The 17,028-nt window shown below is 68.7% G+C and carries 18 protein-coding genes; 6 read left to right on the plus strand and 12 right to left on the minus strand.

Translation table 11 applies throughout. The features are described from left to right. The first annotated feature begins 46 nt into the window (after positions 1-46). A complete protein-coding gene (locus AB6806_RS15875; RefSeq protein WP_038364605.1) occupies positions 47-1,543 on the plus strand; it encodes an MDR family MFS transporter in 1,497 nt (498 codons plus the stop codon). 85 nt (positions 1,544-1,628) lie between these two features. After that, positions 1,629-2,186 (plus strand): DUF1269 domain-containing protein, encoded by a 558-nt coding sequence (locus AB6806_RS15880; RefSeq protein WP_370954909.1) that lies wholly within the window; start codon positions 1,629-1,631, stop codon positions 2,184-2,186. Positions 2,187-2,286: 100 nt separating this feature from the next. Here the strand turns inward: AB6806_RS15880 and dapD are convergent, their stop codons facing one another. The 5 genes from dapD to AB6806_RS15905 all read right to left on the minus strand — a co-directional run bounded on the left by dapD (position 2,287) and on the right by AB6806_RS15905 (position 5,503). Next, entirely contained in the window at positions 2,287-3,129 is an 843-nt protein-coding gene (gene dapD, locus AB6806_RS15885) for a 2,3,4,5-tetrahydropyridine-2,6-dicarboxylate N-succinyltransferase (RefSeq protein ID WP_370954910.1), read from the minus strand. A gap of 59 nt (positions 3,130-3,188) precedes the next feature. Continuing rightward, the gene (cobF, locus tag AB6806_RS15890; protein ID WP_370954911.1) at positions 3,189-3,950 is read right to left on the minus strand and encodes a precorrin-6A synthase (deacetylating); all 762 of its coding nucleotides are present in this window, start codon (positions 3,948-3,950) and stop codon (positions 3,189-3,191) included. A 53-nt stretch (positions 3,951-4,003) separates the two neighbouring features. After that, on the minus strand, positions 4,004-4,321 hold the full coding sequence (locus AB6806_RS15895) for a hypothetical protein (protein WP_370954912.1): 318 nt from the start codon (positions 4,319-4,321) through the stop codon (positions 4,004-4,006). Continuing rightward, positions 4,311-4,580 (minus strand): hypothetical protein, encoded by a 270-nt coding sequence (locus tag AB6806_RS15900; RefSeq protein ID WP_038364612.1) that lies wholly within the window; start codon positions 4,578-4,580, stop codon positions 4,311-4,313. Before AB6806_RS15900 ends, AB6806_RS15895 begins: the two co-directional genes overlap by 11 nt. Positions 4,581-4,720: 140 nt before the next feature. Further along, positions 4,721-5,503 carry a VOC family protein gene (locus AB6806_RS15905; protein ID WP_113253751.1) on the minus strand — a complete coding sequence of 261 codons (783 nt, stop codon included), beginning with the start codon at positions 5,501-5,503 and terminating at the stop codon, positions 4,721-4,723. 192 nt (positions 5,504-5,695) lie between these two features. Between AB6806_RS15905 and AB6806_RS15910 the strand changes: the two genes are divergently transcribed. After that, positions 5,696-6,598, plus strand: coding sequence for an aldose 1-epimerase family protein (locus AB6806_RS15910; RefSeq protein WP_370954913.1), 903 nt, complete (start codon positions 5,696-5,698; stop codon positions 6,596-6,598). A gap of 9 nt (positions 6,599-6,607) precedes the next feature. Here AB6806_RS15910 and AB6806_RS15915 read toward each other — a convergent pair whose 3' ends face one another. The 6 genes from AB6806_RS15915 to AB6806_RS15940 all read right to left on the minus strand — a co-directional run bounded on the left by AB6806_RS15915 (position 6,608) and on the right by AB6806_RS15940 (position 13,467). Next, positions 6,608-8,197, minus strand: a complete 1,590-nt coding sequence (locus tag AB6806_RS15915; protein WP_370954914.1) for an ABC transporter substrate-binding protein — start codon at positions 8,195-8,197, stop codon at positions 6,608-6,610. 50 nt (positions 8,198-8,247) lie between these two features. Beyond that, a complete protein-coding gene (locus tag AB6806_RS15920) occupies positions 8,248-9,756 on the minus strand; it encodes a serine hydrolase domain-containing protein (RefSeq protein ID WP_370954915.1) in 1,509 nt (502 codons plus the stop codon). A gap of 3 nt (positions 9,757-9,759) precedes the next feature. Continuing rightward, entirely contained in the window at positions 9,760-10,917 is a 1,158-nt protein-coding gene (locus AB6806_RS15925) for an amidohydrolase (protein WP_370954916.1), read from the minus strand. Between the two features lie 113 nt (positions 10,918-11,030). Next, positions 11,031-11,246: a hypothetical protein gene (locus AB6806_RS15930; RefSeq protein ID WP_112765190.1), complete on the minus strand. Its 216-nt coding sequence runs from the start codon at positions 11,244-11,246 to the stop codon at positions 11,031-11,033. 104 nt (positions 11,247-11,350) lie between these two features. Beyond that, positions 11,351-12,091, minus strand: a complete 741-nt coding sequence (locus AB6806_RS15935) for a M48 family metallopeptidase (protein ID WP_038364621.1) — start codon at positions 12,089-12,091, stop codon at positions 11,351-11,353. Positions 12,092-12,165: 74 nt separating this feature from the next. After that, a complete protein-coding gene (locus AB6806_RS15940; protein WP_081925507.1) occupies positions 12,166-13,467 on the minus strand; it encodes a polyhydroxyalkanoate depolymerase in 1,302 nt (433 codons plus the stop codon). Between the two features lie 126 nt (positions 13,468-13,593). Between AB6806_RS15940 and AB6806_RS15945 the strand changes: the two genes are divergently transcribed. The 3 genes from AB6806_RS15945 to AB6806_RS15955 all read left to right on the plus strand — a co-directional run bounded on the left by AB6806_RS15945 (position 13,594) and on the right by AB6806_RS15955 (position 15,744). Beyond that, on the plus strand, positions 13,594-13,740 hold the full coding sequence (locus AB6806_RS15945) for a hypothetical protein (RefSeq protein ID WP_185747972.1): 147 nt from the start codon (positions 13,594-13,596) through the stop codon (positions 13,738-13,740). Positions 13,741-13,769: 29 nt separating this feature from the next. After that, positions 13,770-15,089, plus strand: a complete 1,320-nt coding sequence (locus AB6806_RS15950) for an ActS/PrrB/RegB family redox-sensitive histidine kinase (RefSeq protein WP_038365158.1) — start codon at positions 13,770-13,772, stop codon at positions 15,087-15,089. Positions 15,090-15,177: 88 nt separating this feature from the next. Beyond that, on the plus strand, positions 15,178-15,744 hold the full coding sequence (locus tag AB6806_RS15955) for an ActR/PrrA/RegA family redox response regulator transcription factor (RefSeq protein ID WP_038364622.1): 567 nt from the start codon (positions 15,178-15,180) through the stop codon (positions 15,742-15,744). Positions 15,745-15,818: 74 nt separating this feature from the next. Here the strand turns inward: AB6806_RS15955 and AB6806_RS15960 are convergent, their stop codons facing one another. After that, positions 15,819-16,988, minus strand: coding sequence for an MFS transporter (locus tag AB6806_RS15960; RefSeq protein WP_142022322.1), 1,170 nt, complete (start codon positions 16,986-16,988; stop codon positions 15,819-15,821). Between the last annotated feature and the right edge of the window lie 40 nt (positions 16,989-17,028).

The following is a 17,028-nucleotide window of genomic DNA, read 5'->3' on the forward strand; positions in this document are numbered from 1 at the left end:
ATTAACCTGTGGCCATTCCCCAGATGCAAGTTTGGCTGCAGGCTCCATGGACAAGCGGGTCGAGACACAGGCGCATGCCGCGCCGCTGACGCATGCGGATATCCGCTCGATCCTGATCGGCGTCATGGTTGCGATGTTCCTGGCCGCGCTCGACCAGACGATCGTCGCGACCGCGCTGCCGACGATCGGGCGCGAGCTCGGCGACGTCACCCACCTGCCCTGGATCGTCACCGCCTATCTCCTGGCCTCGACCGCGGTTACGCCGCTCTACGGCAAGCTCGCCGACATCCATGGGCGGCGCGTCGTGCTGCTCTCCGGCATCGTCGTCTTCGTGATCGGCTCGGTCGCCTGCGCGCTGGCGCCCAATCTCTGGCTGCTGATCGTCGCCCGCTTCGTGCAAGGGCTGGGCGGCGGCGGCCTGATCGCGCTGGCGCAGACCATCGTCGGCGACATGGTGCCGCCACGGGAGCGGGGCCGCTATCAGGTCTATTTCGCCAGCGTCTTCCTGTCCTCCTCGCTCATCGGCCCGGTGCTGGGTGGCGTGCTGGCCGAGAAGCTGCACTGGTCCGTGATCTTCTGGATCAACGTTCCGCTCGGCTTCGGCGCCTATTGGATGTCGAGCGCGGCGCTGAAGCGCCTGCCGCGGCATGAAAGGCCGCACAAGCTCGACGTTCTCGGCGCCATGCTAATGACGGCGGGAACGCTCTCGCTGCTGCTGGCCCTGTCCTCCGGCGGCACGGCCTATCCGTGGCGCTCGGCGCCGATCGCGGGGCTCATCGCGGCCACGCTGGTGTTGTGGAGCCTGTTCGCCTGGCGCCAGCGCACGGCCAGCGAGCCCCTGATCCCGCTCGACATCATGACCAACCGGGTGGTGCGCGCCGGCACGGTCGCCGCCGGCTTCGGCATGGGCACCTTCATCGGCCTGACCATCTATCTGCCGCTCTATTTCGAGACGGTGATGGGGCTGAGCGCGACCTATTCCGGGCTCGGCCTGTTGCCGCTGACCTGCGGCACGGTGATCGGCGCCACCGCCTCCGGGCGCGCGATGACGAAGCTCACCCACTACAAGCGCGTGCCCATGGTCGGGCTCGCCGTCGCGGCCGTGGGGACCGCGGTGATGGCCGTGTTTTCCGGCCGGATCCCGCTGGTGCCGTTCTGCATGATCCTGGCGATCGTCAGCCTCGGGCTCGGCACGCTGCTGCCCGTCGCGACGGTCTCGATCCAGAACGCCGTCAGGCCGCATCAGCTCGGCACGGTGACGGGCGTGGCGAATTTCTTCCGGCAGATCGGCGGCGCGCTGATCGTCGCCGCCCTGGGCGCCATCGTACTCGGCGGCGTCGGCGGCGAGACGGCCCAGCTCTCGCCCGAAGCGCTGAAGCTCGGCACGGTCGATCGCGACATGATGGTGACGCTGTTCCGCTACGTCTTCGGCGCGGCCTTCCTCGGCTTCGCGCTGGCCTTCGCTTTCATCACCTGGATGGAGGAATTGCCGCTGCGCGGCGGGGCGGCCGAGGCTGCGACGGCCGCCGCGGCGATGGAGTGAAGGAACCGGGCCGGCGGCGGCGCGTTTCCATCTGCCTGTCATCTGCCCGAGGCAGGCTCACCGCCTTTGCAGCAGGAGCGCCGCCATGTCCGATCTCGTCGTCATCGTCTATCCGACCGAGGCCCGCGCCGAGGAGATGCGCCAGAAGCTCATCGGCCTGCAGAAGGAATATCTGATCGAGATCGGCGACGCCGCCATCGCGGTGATGCATGAAGGCGGCAAGGTGAAGCTCAACCAGCTGCTCAACACCACGGCGCTCGGCGCGGTCTCCGGCTCGTTCTGGGGGCTGCTGATCGGCGCGATCTTCCTGATGCCGCTCTTCGGCGCCGCGCTCGGCGCGGCTTCCGGCGCACTCGGCGGCGCGCTGACCGATTACGGCATCGACGACAAGTTCATGAAGGACCTCGCCGGCAGCCTGCAGCCCGGCAATGCGGCGCTGTTCGTGCTGGTCAAGAAGGTGACCGGCGACAAGGTGCTGGAGGCGATCCGCGGCACCGGCGGCACCGTTCTCAAGACCTCCCTCGACCGCTCGCAGGAGCAGAAGCTGCGCGACGCGCTGGCCGATGCCCACGCGACCATGCCGCCGGCAGCCGACGCCGCGCCGGCGCCGCAGGGAACCGGCGCTCCCTCGCCCGTGGGCTGAGCGATCACCCTCCCGTCATGCTCGGGCTCGACCCGAGCATCTCCTGCCGGAGATTCCCGGGTCGAAGCTGCGCTTCGCCCGAGAATGACGGTACGCGTTCTCAGTCCCTGAGCAGCTCGTTGATGCCGGTCTTGGAGCGCGTCTGCGCGTCGACCGTCTTGACGATGACGGCGCAGGACAGTGCCGGGCCCGGCGTGCCGTCAGGGAAGGGCTTGCCCGGCAGCGAGCCCGGCACGACCACCGAATAGGGCGGCACCTTGCCGATATGGACCTGGCCGGTGGCGCGGTCGACGATCTTGGTCGAGGCCGAGATGAAGACGCCCATCGAGAGCACCGAGCCCTCGCCGACGATCACGCCCTCGACGACCTCGGAGCGGGCGCCGATGAAGCAGTTGTCCTCGATGATGGTCGGGTTGGCCTGCAGCGGCTCGAGCACGCCGCCGATGCCGACGCCGCCCGAGAGATGCACATTCTTGCCGATCTGGGCGCAGGAACCGACCGTCGCCCAGGTGTCGACCATGGTGCCGCTGTCGACATAGGCGCCGATGTTCACGAAGGACGGCATCAGCACGACGTTCGGCGCGATGTAGGAGCCCTTGCGCGCGGCGGCCGGCGGCACGACCCGGAAGCCGGCGGCGCGGAAGCGGTTCTCGCCCCAGCCCTCGAACTTCGACGGCACCTTGTCCCAGAACACGCCCTCGCCCGGGCCGTTGGCGATGATCACGTTGTCGGTGAGGCGGAAGGAGAGCAGCACCGCCTTCTTCAGCCACTGATGGACGATCCAATCCGCGCCTTGCTTTTCCGCGACGCGGGCCTCGCCCGCATCGAGCATCTCGATCGCCCGCTCGACCGCCTCGCGCACGGCGCCCTTGGTCGAGATGCCGATCTCGGCCCGGTTCTCCCAGGCGGCGTCGATGGTGGCGGCGAGATCGGCGAGGGACATGGGACACGGCTCCGGCGCTTGAAGGACGGCCGGAGCGATGGCGGATGAGGGCGCGTCCGTCAAGCCGCGACGCGACGGCGCAGCAGATAGGTGTCCATGATCCAGCCATGGCGGGCGCGGGCCTCGGCCCTGACACGGGTGATTTCGGCAAGGGTCTGCGCGAGCGGCCCGGCGAGCAGGATCTCGTCGGCCGTGCCGAGATAGGCCCCCCAGAAGATGTCGAGCCCGTCGGGAGCGATCTTGGCGAAGGCCTGTTCCCCGTCGAGCATCACCACGACGCTGTCCTGATCGACGGGGAAGCCGGCGGCCAGCCGCCGGCCGGTCGTGATCAGGATCGGCGCGCCAATGGTGTTCAACGGAATGCGGTGGCGGGCAGCCAGCACCTGGACGCTGCTGATGCCGGGATAGACCTGCCAGTCGAGATCAAGGCCGGAAGCGGCGACCCGCTCCATGATGCGCAGCGTCGAGTCGTAGAGCGCCGGATCGCCCCAGACGAGCAGCGCGCCGGTCTCGCCCTCGGCCAGTTCGCTCTCGAACAAGCCCCGGTAGCTGGCCGCGATGCGCGCATGCCAATCGTCGACCACGCCCTGGTAGTCGTCGCCGGCTTCGGCCCGCCTTGGAATGGTAACCGGCACGCTGCGATAGCCGGGCTTGCGGATGAAACGCGCGCAAATGGCCTCGCGCAGGTGGCGCAGCGCCGCCTTCTCCTCGCCCTTGTCGGGAATGAACAGCACATCGGCGCGGTTGAGCGCTTCGATCGCCTCGATCGTGACGTGGTCGGGATTGCCGGCTCCGATGCCGATGACGAGGATGTTGCGCATGCTGCTCCGAAGGCTCGCAGCGACTTACCATGAGCCCGGCCCGAAATGCGAGATCAGGCCCGGCCGGCCACCGCCATCCGCGCGAGGTCGGGATGCCGCGACAGCGCCGCGCCGCGCTTCAGCGCCCCCTCAAGCGCCTCCAGATCCGCCGCAGGACATGGCTGCCAGCCACAAGGGCACGGCCGATTGCCGCAATGAGCATCCGCCACCTCCCTGTAGATCGATCCCAGCGCCTCCGCCGTCAGCTCGACCAGCGCCAGGGGCGGCAGCCGGGTCCCCTGCAGCGCGGCGCAGAACGCCGCCATCATCGCCTCGCGGATGTCGCGCCCTGCCGCTTCGAGCACCTCGCCGTCCGACAGATCAGGCGGCACGGTCGATGCCCCGCATCGCCGCGGGACGATGGGGCGGCGGCGGCCCCTGCTCGGGCAAGGCGACGGCGAGCAGGTCGACAAGGCGCCGCATGCGCGCCGGCAAGGCGGTATGGGTGGAGAAATCGGCCGGCCCTTTGGCCAGGGCGAATGCGCGGCGCAGTTCCGGCCGGCTCGCGCCGGTGCGGACCACTTCCCGCATGATGATCTCGTCGATTCGGCCGATGACGGCCGCGACATCTGCTTCGGTGATGCCGGTCATGCTGGCACTTCCCTCCGTCGATTCCTTCAGCGGAAGGAGACATAGGTGAGCAGCGCGATTCGTTCAAGTCGTTGTTTTTATTGAATAAATAGAATGATTCGAATGTAAACGCACCCTTGTCGCCGATGCGCGTGACCAGATCATGACCGCCGGCGCCGCACGATCTCCAGCGGCGCGCCATGGCTCGCCCGCCGGTCAAGCGCGATGTCCTCGGCCCCGAAGAAGGACAGCGCGCAGATGCCCTGGCCGCGCGCCGCCAGATGCGACGAAGGCGCCTGGCCTGCGTCGCGGGGCGCGACGATGGACAATATCTGCTCGCCGATGCGGAACTGCGCGAGGCCGAAACCGAGCCCCGGCACGGTGCCGACCGCGACAGGCTCCTGCCTGAGCAAGGCGCGGTAGCGCGCCGTCGCGGCAGCCAAATCGCGCACGGCCACGGTTACGGCCGCCACGCCGGTCACACCGTTGGCATGGATGCGCGGCGCCCCTTCCGGCACACGCAGATGGCGCGGGGTGGTGTCCTCGACCAGAAACGGGATGTCCGGCTCCAGCGGGCGCGCCGAACGCCAGGCGATGCGGCTGCCGTCGGGCTGGAGCCGGCTGCCGTCGATCGGGCCCTCCAGCTCGATGCCGGCGGCACGCTGGCGCGCGATGTCCGCTTCGAAATCATCCGGAAGCAGGGCGTAGTCGACGAAGCCGGGGCCGGCCGCCCGGAACACTTCCCACCAGCGGAAATCCGGAACCGGGGTCGGGAAGGCAATGATCTCAAGATAGGCGCCATCCGCCAGCACCACGAGCGCATTGCGCGAGCCGCGCGGATGCTCGCCGCCGGGAAGAACCGTGAAGCCCAGCGCTTCATAATCCCGCGTCGCCTGGTCGAGATCGGCGACGGCGATGACGATATGGTCGATGGTGAAGGGCATGGCCGGTCCTGCTCAGGCATGGCTCGCGATGGCTTCGACGGCCCCGCGCCGCCAGATCGCCCGAAAGGCCCGGCTTCGGCAAGCGGCCTGCCGGCAAGGCTGGGCCTCGCGCAGCGCCTGTGCGGCCATACGGATTCCCAGCGGCCGGCGATTGCCTTATCGACAGGGACAGGCCGCCGGCGGAGAAGAACCATGAGCGACACCCATGAGATCGCCTCCGGCGGGCTGAAGGCGACGATCCGCGCGCAAGGCGGTGAAGTCGTCGCGTTTTCGGATGCGGATGGCCCGCTGCTCTGGCATGGCGGGCCGGAATGGCCGCGCCATGCACCGGTGCTCTTTCCCATCGTCGGACGATTGGCGGAGGACACGCTGATCCATCAGGGCCGCGCCTACCGCCTGACTCAGCACGGCTTCGCCCGCGACAGCCTGTTCGCATGGGTCGAGCGCAGCGAAAGCCGCGCCGTGCTGGAATTGCGGGAGAGCGAGGCGACGCTCGCAATCTATCCGTTCCGCTTCGTGCTGCGGATGATCTACGAGATCGCCGATGGCGCGCTGTCGGTGACGACGCATGTCACGAATCCAGCGCAGACCGCATTGATCTGCGGCGTCGGCGCCCACCCGGCTTTCCTCTGGCCCCTGGCCGAGGGCGTTCCGAAGGAGCGGCACAGGCTGACCTTCCCGCAAGCCGAACCCGGCCCCGGCCTCGGCGTCGCGGGTGGCTTGCTCGGCCCGGCGCTGCCGCTGCCCTTCGCCGGGCGGGAGCTCGAACTGACCGAGGGGCTTTTCGCCAATGACGCCATCGTCATTGCGGATGTCGCCAATCACGCCGTACGTTTCGCCGCTCTCGACGAAGCCGGGCGCGAGGTCCGGGCACTGAGCGTGAGCTGGGAAGGCTACAAGGACCTCGGCATCTGGTCGAAGCCGACGGGCGCGCCCTTCCTTTGCATCGAGCCGTGGTTCAGCATGGCGAGCCCGATCGGCTGGCAGGGCGAATTCGCGGACAAGCCGGGCGTGCTCAAGCTCGCACCCGGCGAAAGCCGCGATTTCGTCTGGCGGGCCGCGCCGCATTTCATTCCGACACGCGCGCCAGAATAAAATCCGGCCTCACTTCTTCTCGATGTTCCAGAACAGCATGACCGGCGCCGCCAGCACACCGCTGATATTGCTGCGGCGAGCATAGGGCTGATCGAACTGCCCGAGCACGCGGTAAGGCTGCACCTCCGCCAGCCGCTTGTGCAGCGCCTCGAGCGCAAGCTGCCGGCTGGCATCGTCGGGCGCATCGACGAAGGCGCCGCGCAGCTTCTCGGCCTCGGCATCGCAAGGCCAGCCGGCCCAGGCGCGCTCGCAGGCCATGTTGGTGCCGATATTGGTCAGCGGCGACTGCATGGTCGCGCCGGAGGCATAGGTGACGAAGAGGTTCCAGCCGCCCTGATCCGGCGGGCTCTTGTTCTGCTGGCGGGTGGTGACGGCGCCCCAATCGGCGAACTGGACCTCGACATTGAAGCCGACCTTCTTCAGCGAATCGGCCGCGACCTCGGCCATGCGGCCGATCGGCGCGATGTCATTGCTGGTCGAGAGCACCAGCTTCTCGCCCTTGTAGCCGCTTTCCTTGAGGAGCTGGCGCGCCTTCTCAAGATCGGGCTTGGCATAGGCTTCAGTCCCGATTTCGGTGCCGTTCGGGCTGCCGCAGACGAAATAGGCGTTGCAGCGCTTCCACCATTCCTCGTCACCGAAGCCGGCGGCGAGGAAATCGGCCTGGTCCGTGGCATAGGCGAGCGCGAGCCGGGCCTTGGGATTGTCGAAGGGCGGATAGAGATGGTTCGGCCGCAGCATCACCTGATTGGCGAGGTTGGAATAACGCTCGACCTTGACGTCGCGATTGGAAGTGATCGTCGGGATCAGGTCCTGGCTCGGCTGCTCCCAGATGTCGATCTCGCCGGTCTGGAGCGCGGCCGCGGCGGTCGCGGCATCCGGCATGATCAGCCATTCGACGCGATCGACCTTGACGACCCGCCCGCCCGCGAGCCCGTCGGCCGGCTCGGAGCGCGGCAGGTAATCGGGGTTGCGATCATAGACGATCTTCGAGCCGCTGCGCCATTCCGCGCGATTGAAGGTGAAGGGGCCTGAGCCGATCGCCTCGGTGATCGGCTTCATCGGGTCGCTCTTGGCATCGGCCTCGCGCATGATCACCGGGATCTGGCCGACAGCGGAGCCGAGCGCGAAGGGCACCAGCGCGAGCGGGCGCTTGAGCTTCAGCTTGAAGGTCCTGGCGTCGACCGCCTCCATGCCTTCGGTGTATTCGGCGAGCTTGCCGCCGATGGTGTCGCGCTTCATCCAGCGCGCGAGCGAGGCGATGACGTCCTTCGTCGTCACCGGCTGGCCATCGTGGAATTTGAGGCCGGGGCGCAGGGTGAACGACCAGGTCAGCTTGTCCGGCGAGGTCTCGAAACTCTCGACCATCTGCGGCTTGGGCAGGAGGTTCGAATCCCAGGCGAAGAGCGTCTCGTAGATCATCAGCCCGTGCATGCGGGTGATGACGATGGAGGCCGCGACCGGATCGAGCGTCTTGAGGTCGGCATGCGGCGCGACGCGCAGCACGCGGTTCGGCGCCGGCTGCGTCTGTGCCCGGGCGGCAAGGGGCAGCAGGGCCGTCGCCGCCAGGGCGAGAGCCGTTGCAAGGCGGGGTAGACGCATGGGAACCTCCTCCAGTCTTCGTCAGGCCGGCGCCTCCCCCTCAGGAGCGCCTAGCCGACACGCTCCATCTGCAAGATCCTCGCCCGGTGGCCGGCCACCCGCAAACCGCCGGTACTGTCGAGCCAGAGGCAAGGTCGCGCCCGCCAGGGTCCGTGCGCGAGATCGGCCAGCGCCCGGCCGTTGGGCAGCGGCGTCAGCCGGGTCGCCGTGCCGCCGGCCGGCCAGGGCCATAGCGCGGCGCCATCCGGCCGGATCGCGATCTCCGTGCCGAAATGCGGATCGCGCCAGCGGCCGATCAATCGCGCGTCGAGCGGCGTGTCGGCCGGCACGCGCCGCAGCGAACGCCGGACGCCGCCGATCAGGCCGGCGAGGCCGTCCGCCCCTTCCCGCCGCAGGCGGATGTCGAGATAGGCCGGCAGGCTGCGCAGGCCGCCCTCGCCATCGGCGACGAGGCGCTCATAACCGCCCATGAAGCTGATCGAATCGGCGGTCAGCTCGGCCCAGAACGGGCCCTCCTCGCTCGCGAAGAGCCCCGTGGGAGCCTCTGCCGCAGTGGGCAGCGGCTCTCCGAGCAAGGCCGCCAGCACCGTCAGCGCCGGCCAGAGCGCCTCCTCCTCGCGATTGGTCAGCACGACCACGCCGACGCCGAGCGCGGGCGCCATCAGGGCATGGTTGCGATAGCCCGGCAGGGAGCCGCCATGGCCGATGATGTCGATGCCGCCGAGACGGCTGCAGACCAGCCCGAGCCGGTAGACGCTCTCGCTGCCATCCCCGAAATGGCGCGGCGCCGTCAGCCGCTCCCGCATGCCGGCGAGAGGACCGCGGCCGGCGAGCAGAGCCGAAAACCAGCCGGCGAGGTCGGCGGCCGAGCCGGCGATGCCACCGGAAGCGGAGAAATGGAAGCCGTAATGGCCACGCCGCCAGGCCGCGCCATCGCGCCAATAGCCGGTGGCGAGGCCGGGCACGATCTCGACTCCGTCATAGGGCAGGCGGAAGGAGAGCCCGAATTCGCCCGACAGCGCCGCGACGGTCTCGCCATAGGGCTTGCCGGTCAGCTTTTCGAGGATGCGCTGCCCCAGCCTCCAGCCCGTGTTGGAATAGGCCATCTCGGTGCCGGGTGGCGCACTCAATGACGGGAAACGGCAGGCGAGCGCGTAGATCTCGTCGGCGCTCAAGGTCGCCGTGTAGGGCGCGCCTTGCTGCCAGAAGGCTTCCATCATGTCCGGCAGGCCGCCGGTCATGTCGAGCGCGCGGCCAAGCTCGACCTCAGCCAAGGGCTCCGGCAGTTCGGGCAGCCAGCGGCCGAGCGGGGCGTCGAGCGGAACGCCCTCGCGCAGCAGCGCCACGGCCAGCACATGCTTGCTGATCGAGGCGAAGCGGTTCGGCGTGGCGGGCGTGAAGGCCAGGCCGTGCTCGATGCTGGCGAACCCGCCGGCAAACGCCTCGCGAACCCCGTCGCGGTCGAAGAGCACGACGGCGCCACCCGGCCCGACTTCCCGGTCCCAGGCGGCGGCGATGTCGGCCGCGCGCGCGGCGGCCTCTGTCCAATGCGCTGCCATGACTCAGGCCGGCTGCGCTTCGCCGAGGAGATTGCGTAGCGCCCGCATGAAGACGCGCGCACCGGTGCCGATGGCGTCGTCCGGGAAGTCGAAATCCGGATTGTGCAGATGGGCAGTATCGCCCGAACCGAGCAGGAACATCGCCGATTTCGCACCACGGCCGAACAGGCCGAAATCCTCCGAGCCACGCGACGGCTTGGTCGGCCCGTGCGGGACGTTCTCCTCGTCCATCGCCCGGCGCAGCATGGCCACGGCCTCCGGCTCGTTCTCGCAATGGTGGAAGATGTCGTGATAGCTCATCTCGACCGTCAGCCGGCTCGCCTCCGCCGCCTCGCGCGCCAGCGCTTCCGCCGCCGCGCAGAGCGCGCCCATCTGCGCGTCGTTGACGGTGCGAAGCGTCGCCCAGAGCTCGCCATGGCCGGGCGCGATGCCAAAGGCCGGCTCGCCGATTTCAACATGGGTGACGGTGACCAGACGGAAATACTCGTCGAGCGGGCCGCCCGGCCCAAGCGCCGTCAAGGCGGGGATCAGCGTCGCGATGGCCGGCGCGGGCGAGCGGCCATGCTCCGGCGTCGAGGCATGCGAGGTTTCGCCGGTGAGCACGATCCTGATGCCCCGCGAGGCGCAGTTCGCCGCGCCTTCCGAGATGCGGGCATGGCCGACCGGCACGCCCGGGCGGTTATGCAGGGAAAAAGCGTAATCGGGGGCGATCGCGGCGAATTTCGGATCGGCGATGACGGCAGCCGCTCCTGCGCCGGTCTCCTCCGCCGGCTGGAACAGCAGGATGGCGCGGCCGCGCCTGGGCGGATTGCGGTGGAGCCCGCGCGCCAGCCCGGCCAGGATGGTCATATGGCCGTCATGGCCGCAGAGATGGCCCTTGCCGGGGATTTCCGAGCGGTGGTCGCTGCTGGAGAGTTCCTCGATCGGCAGCGCGTCGAGCTCGGCGCGGATCATCACCGTCGGTCCGGGCTCGGCGCCCTCGTAGATCGCCGCGACGCCGTGGCCGCCGAGGCCCGTGACGATGCGGTCCGGCTGCGTCGGCTCGATGAAGGCGACGATGGTGGCGGCGGTCTCGCGTTCCTCGCCGGAGATCTCGGGCCGGCGATGCAGCCGATGCCTGAGATCGACCAGATCGACCATGTCGCTGTTGCTCAGGAACATCCGCAAACCTCCCACGGCCAGCCGGCGATTCGGCCGGCTCTTTCCATCAGAGGTTCGACAATTCTGACGCCCCGGCAAGCCTCACGGAGGCCGGGGCGCCATGCAGCGATGGTTCAGTTGCCGAGCTCGGCCTCGATCTCGGCGTCGAACGCTTCGGCCAGCATGGCGCGGCAGGCTTCGGCCTGCTGGCGGGCGGAATCGAGGGCGATGTGGGGCATGATCTCGGCGAGGTCGCGCAGAGCGAAATCAACCGCCGACAACAGGCCCAGGACGGGCTGCCCGACCGGGGCGGGCTGCGGCGGACGACGGAACGCGATGACCTGGCCCATAAGCATACTCACACTGAAGGCGAATCGACGCCCAGTGTGCGGGCACAATTTTCAGAAAGTGGTTAACGGCGGAAACAGGGCTGGCGAAGCCTGCCCGCGACGCCTCAACCGAAGCCGTGCAGCCCCGCCCCATGGCGCTTCAGCCAGGCCTCGGCCTCCTCCGTGCGCGGGCAGAGCTTGTGCGTCAGCGCCCAGAAGCGGTGCGAGTGGTTCATCTCCTTGAGATGGGCGACCTCATGGGCGGCGAGATAGTCGAGCACGAAGGCCGGGGCGAGGATCAGCCGCCAGGAAAAATTCAGATGCCCCTGCGCGGAGCAGGAACCCCAGCGACTCGTTGTGTCGCGAATCGTGATCTTGCGAGCGGGGATGCCGAGATTGGCGGTGTGGCGGCGCACCGCCTTCTCGAGATCCTCGAGCGCGAGGCGCCTGAGGAAATCCTTGACCCGGCGCGGGACATGGGCGCCCTCGCCCGCCACCGCGACGATCGGCGCGCCATCCCTGTCCGTCGTCGCCTGCGTCACGCCCCGCGCCTTCGACCAGTGGACAATGCGATGCGGCACGCCGCGCAGCGGAATCACCTGCCCGGGTTCGAAAGGCACGGCGAGGGGGCGCTTGGCGATGCGGGCCGCGATCCAGCCGCCATGATTCTCGGCGAACGCCCGGCCGGCGGCGAAATCGGCCCGCTCGGGCAAGGTCAGGGTGACCTCGCCCGTCGCCTGCGAGACGCGCAGGGTCATGCGCCGCGCATTGGCGCGCCGCTTCACCAGCACGGGAAAACGCTGACCGGCATGGACCACGTCGATGCGGTCCGGGTCGGGCTGGCGCTTGAACAGGGAGATGCGCATGCGCGGTGATTGTGCGGGATTCGCGGGCGATGCGGAAGAGGCTGCGCGCCGCAGCCTCCGTCAGCCGGGAAGGCTCAGCCCGCGATCTTCAACGCCTTGCGCTGCTCGCCAGCGCTCTCGTCGCGGCGGTCCTTGGCGGCCTCCATGTCGAGGCTGACCATGAAATCGGAGATGCGCGGCTGGATCTCGGCACGGAAGCGCGAGCCGTTGAAGACGCCGTAATGGCCGACCTTGGGCTGGAGATAGTGGACCCGCTTCGCGTCGGGAATATTGACGCAGAGATCATGCGCCGCCTTGGTCTGGCCGACGCCGGAGATGTCGTCCAGCTCGCCTTCGACGGTCATCAGCGCGACGCGGCGGACGGCCGTGAGGTCGACCGGCTTGTCGCGATGCATCATCTCGCCCTTCGGCAAGGCGTGCTTGACGAAAACGGTGTCGACCGTCTGCAGGTAGAATTCCGCCGTCAGATCCATGACCGCGAGATACTCGTCGTAGAAATCCCGGTGCTTCTCGGCGGAATCGCCGTCGCCGGAAACGAGATGCTTGAACATGTCGTAATGGGCGGTGACGTGGCGGTCGATATTCATCGCCATGAAGCCCGACAGCTGCATGAAGCCGGGATAGACCTGCCGGAACGCGCCCATATGCGGGAAGGGCACGGTGGTGATGCAGTTGCGCCGGAACCAGTCGGTGCCGCGCTCCATGGCAAGCTGGTTGACCGCGGTGGGCGAGCGGCGGGTGTCGATCGGCCCGCCCATCAGCGTCATCGAGCGCGGCGCGCCGTTGTCGCCCTCGGCCTCCATCCGCGCGACCGCAGCAATAACCGGCACCGAAGGCTGGCAGATCGCCATGACATGCGTGTCGGGGCCGAGCTTGTGCACCATGTCGATGACGTAATCGATGTAGTCATCGAGATCGAAGCGGCCTTCCGAGAGCGGCACGAGGCGGGCATCGGCCCAATCGGTGATGTAGACCTCGTGGCCGGGCAGGAAGGCCTCGACCGTGCCGCGCAGCAGCGTGGCGTAGTGACCGGACATCGGCGCGACGATCAGCACCTTGGGCTGGGGCTTGCGGCGGCCGGGAATCTTGCGGTCGAAATAGACGAGCTTGCAGAAGGGCCGTTCCCAGACTACGCGCTCCTCGACCGGAACCTTGACGCCGTTGATCGTCGTCTCGTCGAGGCCGAAGGCCGGCTTGCCGTAGCGGCGGGTCATGCGCTCGAACAATTCGCAGGACGCAGCGACGCTGCGGCCCATCGGCGTATAGGTCAGCGGATTGGCGGGGTTCTTGAACGCCAATTGCATCGCGTCCGAGACGCCGCGCATCGGGCTCACCAGCATGTGAACCGCTTCATAGGCATGATAGGCAAACGACATGGCGGCCCCGTACATGCGATTTCGACGTCCTTCCGGCGGCGCAGCAAAACGATGATGCGTCGCAACAACGCACCTTACGTTGATTTTGTTCTCATTCAACCCGGCTAAAGGCTAAGATTCTCTGACATGTGGATGGCCAATGGCAGGAACCTCGCTCCGCAGCGGCGCGGACGGAGCCAGGACGGCAGCAATCGCAAGGTGTTGAACGGGGTGTCGAACGCGGTCTTAGGCGAGATTTTGGGCAAGGTCTTGGGCAAGGTTCTGGAACAGTGACGGCCTCCGACCTGACGACGCCTGCCCTGATGCGCTCCAACCGGCACCTGCGGCTCGACACGCTGGTGCGCCTGCGCTGGCTCGCCATCGCCGGGCAGAGCGTCGCCGTGGCGGGCGTCCATTTCGGCCTCGGCTTCCTCCTGCCCTTCGGCTGGTGCTTCGGCGTCATCGCGATCTCGGCCTGGCTCAACATCGCGCTGCGCGTGCGTTTTCCGCTGAGCCACCGGCTGAGGGACGCCCCGGCAACCGCGCTGCTGGCCTTCGACATCGTCCAGCTCGCGGCGCTGCTCTACCTGACCGGCGGGCTGCAGAACCCCTTCGCCATCCTCTTCCTGGCGCCGGTGCTGATCTCGGCGACCGCCTTGCCGCCGCAGCGCACGCTGGTGCTCGGCCTGCTCGCCGCGGCGCTGGCGACCGTGCTCAGCCGCTTCCACCTGCCCTTGCCCTGGGCCGGGCCGGACCGGCCGACCCTGCCGCCCTATTACCAGCTCGGGAACTGGGCCGCGCTGGTGCTGGGCCTCGCCTTCACCGGCATCTATGCCTGGCGCGTCGCCAAGGAGGCGCGCGACCTCTCCGATGCGCTGGCGGCGACCGAGCTCGTGCTGGCGCGCGAGCAGCATCTCTCGCAGCTCGACGGGCTCGCCGCCGCTGCCGCGCATGAGCTCGGCACGCCGCTCGGCACCATCGCGCTCGTCGCCCGCGAGCTGACGCGCCTCGCCCCGCCCGACGGGGAGATGGCGGAGGACATCGCGCTGCTGCGCGAGCAGGTCGAGCGTTGCCGCGGCATCCTCGCCAAGCTCTCCAGCCTGCAGGACGAAGATGCCGGCCCGCTCGACAGGCTGACGCTGCGCCTGCTGATCGAGGAAACGGCCGGGCCGCAGCGACCCTTCGGCGTGCCCTTCGAGATCACCATGCAAGGCGAGAAGCCGGAGCCGGTCTGCCGACGCAATCCCGGCATGATCTACGGCCTCGGCAACATCGTCGACAACGCCGTCGATTTCGCGCGCGCGGCCGTGACGATCCGTGCATCCTGGACCGCAAGCCATGTCACGCTGACCATCGCCGATGACGGGCCGGGCTTTCCGCCCGACGTGCTGATGCGGGCGGGCGAGCCCTATCTCTCGCGCGGGACTGCGGAGAACCGCGCCGGCGGCGGGCTCGGCCTCGGGCTCTTCATCGCCAAGACGCTGCTCGAACGCGGCGGCGCCTCGATCGAATTCTCGAACCGGCCGGCGCCGGAGAGCGGCGCCTCGATCCGGATCGACTGGCCCCGCGACATCTTCGAAGCCGACCTTCCGGCCTTCGGGGGTACCGCAGCCCCGCCATCCGCACTACATGAGAGGGGTTGAGCGCGGGGCCAAAGCCCTGCGAACAACCGAAACGATCCCAAAACCCGCGCAACCGCAGCGCGCATGGACAAGCGGCAAGGAGACCAGAATGCAGGATACCCAGAGCGAGATCGACAGGCCCGGAACCGGCGCCGACATGTCCCTGCTGCTGGTCGACGACGACAAGCCGTTCCTGACCCGCCTCGCCCGCGCCATGGAAGGCCGCGGCTATATCGTGCGCATCGCCGACAGCGTCGCGGCCGGCCTCGCCGCCGTGGAAGAGGCGGCTCCCGCCTTCGCGGTGATCGATCTCAGGCTCGGCGACGGCAACGGGCTCGACGTGATCGCCCGGCTGAAGGAGCGCCGCCCGGATGCGCGCGGCGTCGTCCTGACCGGCTACGGCAATATCGCGACGGCGGTCAGCGCCGTGAAGCTCGGCGCCTTCGACTTCCTCGCCAAGCCGGCCGATGCCGATGAAATCCACGCCGCGCTGGCCGCCGCCCGCGACGCCCGCCCCTCGCCGCCGGAAAATCCGATGTCGGCAGACCGGGTGCGTTGGGAGCATATCCAGCGCGTCTATGAGCTCTGCAACCGCAACGTCTCCGAGACGGCGCGTCGCCTCGGCATGCACCGGCGCACCTTGCAGCGCATCCTCGCCAAGCGCGCACCGCGCTGAACCCTCTGCGGATATGAAAAAGGGCTGCCGGACTCATCGTCCGGCAGCCCTTTTTTGGATCGGTCGGCAACCGCTCAGGCGCAGACTGTTCGCGCGGCCTTCCGATCCAACGTCAGCGCGACCGCCGCCAGCCCCAGCGCCGCGAGCGGCACCAGCGCGGCGACCGGCGCGATCGCGCCAAGGCCGGGGCCATGCGAGATCACCAGCCCGCCGAGCCAGGCGCCCAGCGCATTCCCGAGATTGAAGGCGGCGATGTTCAGGCTGGACGCAAGGCCCTGGCCGGCGCCGCCCGCCTGCTGGAGCACCCACATCTGCAGCGGCGCCACCGTGGCGAAGGCCGCCGCGCCCAGCACGAAGGCGGCGATCACCGCGCCGGTCTGGCTGTGGAAGGCGAAGCCCGACGCGAACATCGCCGCGGTCATCAAGGCGAGGGAACCGATCAGCGCCGGCGCCAGGCTCCGGTCGGCCCAGCGACCGCCGAGCAGGTTGCCGACGACGAGGCCGCCGCCGAAGACGAGCAGCACCGGCGAGACAGCGGCCTCGCTGAAGCCGGCGAGCTGGACGAGGATCGGCTGGATGAAGGTGAAGATCGCGAAGATGCCGCCGAAGCCGAGCACGGTCATGACGAGGCCGAGCTGGACCTGGGGCCGAGCGAGCACCTTTAGCTCCTCGGCGAGCGGCCCCGGGACGACGCGCTCCTTGTCGGCGGGGACGAAGGCCGCGAGCACGAGGAAAGCCAGGATGCCGATGGCGGTGACCGCCCAGAAGGTCGAGCGCCAGCCGAAGGCGAGGCCGAGCCAGGAGCCGAAGGGCACACCGAGCAGGGTCGCAAGCGTCAGGCCGGTGAACATGATCGCGATGGCGGAGGCCTTGCGCTCGGGCGCGACGAGGCTCGTCGCCACCAGCGAGCCGACGCCGAAGAACGTGCCATGCGCCAGCGCGGTCACGATGCGCGCCGTCATCAGCCAGGCGAAGCTCGGCGCCAGGGCGGCCGCAAGATTGCCGAGGGTGAAGATCGCCATCAGCACGAGCAGCGTCGTCTTGCGCGGCAGACCGCGCGTCGCGATGGTCAGGATGGGCGCGCCGACGAAGACGCCGAGCGCATAGCCGGTCATCAGCAGGCCGGCGACGGGGATGGACACGCCGAGATCGCCCGAGACCTGCAGCAGCAGGCCCATGATCACGAACTCGGTGACGCCGATGCCGAAGGCACCGACGGTCAGGGCATAAAGGGCAACGGGCATGGAAGCCTCCGGATACGATTTGTCCCGGAGATAGCCCCTG

Origin of the sequence: Allobosea sp. RCC_152_1 (assembly GCF_041360765.1) — a bacterium.
In the GTDB taxonomy this organism is placed as follows: domain Bacteria; phylum Pseudomonadota; class Alphaproteobacteria; order Rhizobiales; family Beijerinckiaceae; genus Allobosea; species Allobosea spartocytisi.

Bases quoted from the DNA above. Each gene is read 5' to 3' on its own strand.
- AB6806_RS15875 (WP_038364605.1), top strand. From the start codon at position 47: ATGGACAAGCGGGTCGAGACACAGGCGCATGCCGCGCCGCTGACGCAT.
- dapD (WP_370954910.1), bottom strand. From the start codon at position 3,129: ATGTCCCTCGCCGATCTCGCCGCCACCATCGACGCCGCCTGGGAGAAC.
- AB6806_RS15930 (WP_112765190.1), bottom strand. From the start codon at position 11,246: ATGGGCCAGGTCATCGCGTTCCGTCGTCCGCCGCAGCCCGCCCCGGTC.
- AB6806_RS15945 (WP_185747972.1), top strand. From the start codon at position 13,594: ATGTGGATGGCCAATGGCAGGAACCTCGCTCCGCAGCGGCGCGGACGG.
- AB6806_RS15900 (WP_038364612.1), bottom strand. From the start codon at position 4,580: ATGACCGGCATCACCGAAGCAGATGTCGCGGCCGTCATCGGCCGAATC.
- cobF (WP_370954911.1), bottom strand. From the start codon at position 3,950: ATGCGCAACATCCTCGTCATCGGCATCGGAGCCGGCAATCCCGACCAC.
- AB6806_RS15955 (WP_038364622.1), top strand. From the start codon at position 15,178: ATGCAGGATACCCAGAGCGAGATCGACAGGCCCGGAACCGGCGCCGAC.
- AB6806_RS15940 (WP_081925507.1), bottom strand. From the start codon at position 13,467: ATGTCGTTTGCCTATCATGCCTATGAAGCGGTTCACATGCTGGTGAGC.
- AB6806_RS15910 (WP_370954913.1), top strand. From the start codon at position 5,696: ATGAGCGACACCCATGAGATCGCCTCCGGCGGGCTGAAGGCGACGATC.
- AB6806_RS15950 (WP_038365158.1), top strand. From the start codon at position 13,770: ATGCGCTCCAACCGGCACCTGCGGCTCGACACGCTGGTGCGCCTGCGC.
- AB6806_RS15935 (WP_038364621.1), bottom strand. From the start codon at position 12,091: ATGCGCATCTCCCTGTTCAAGCGCCAGCCCGACCCGGACCGCATCGAC.
- AB6806_RS15880 (WP_370954909.1), top strand. From the start codon at position 1,629: ATGTCCGATCTCGTCGTCATCGTCTATCCGACCGAGGCCCGCGCCGAG.
- AB6806_RS15960 (WP_142022322.1), bottom strand. From the start codon at position 16,988: ATGCCCGTTGCCCTTTATGCCCTGACCGTCGGTGCCTTCGGCATCGGC.
- AB6806_RS15925 (WP_370954916.1), bottom strand. From the start codon at position 10,917: ATGTTCCTGAGCAACAGCGACATGGTCGATCTGGTCGATCTCAGGCAT.
- AB6806_RS15915 (WP_370954914.1), bottom strand. From the start codon at position 8,197: ATGCGTCTACCCCGCCTTGCAACGGCTCTCGCCCTGGCGGCGACGGCC.
- AB6806_RS15920 (WP_370954915.1), bottom strand. From the start codon at position 9,756: ATGGCAGCGCATTGGACAGAGGCCGCCGCGCGCGCGGCCGACATCGCC.
- AB6806_RS15905 (WP_113253751.1), bottom strand. From the start codon at position 5,503: ATGCCCTTCACCATCGACCATATCGTCATCGCCGTCGCCGATCTCGAC.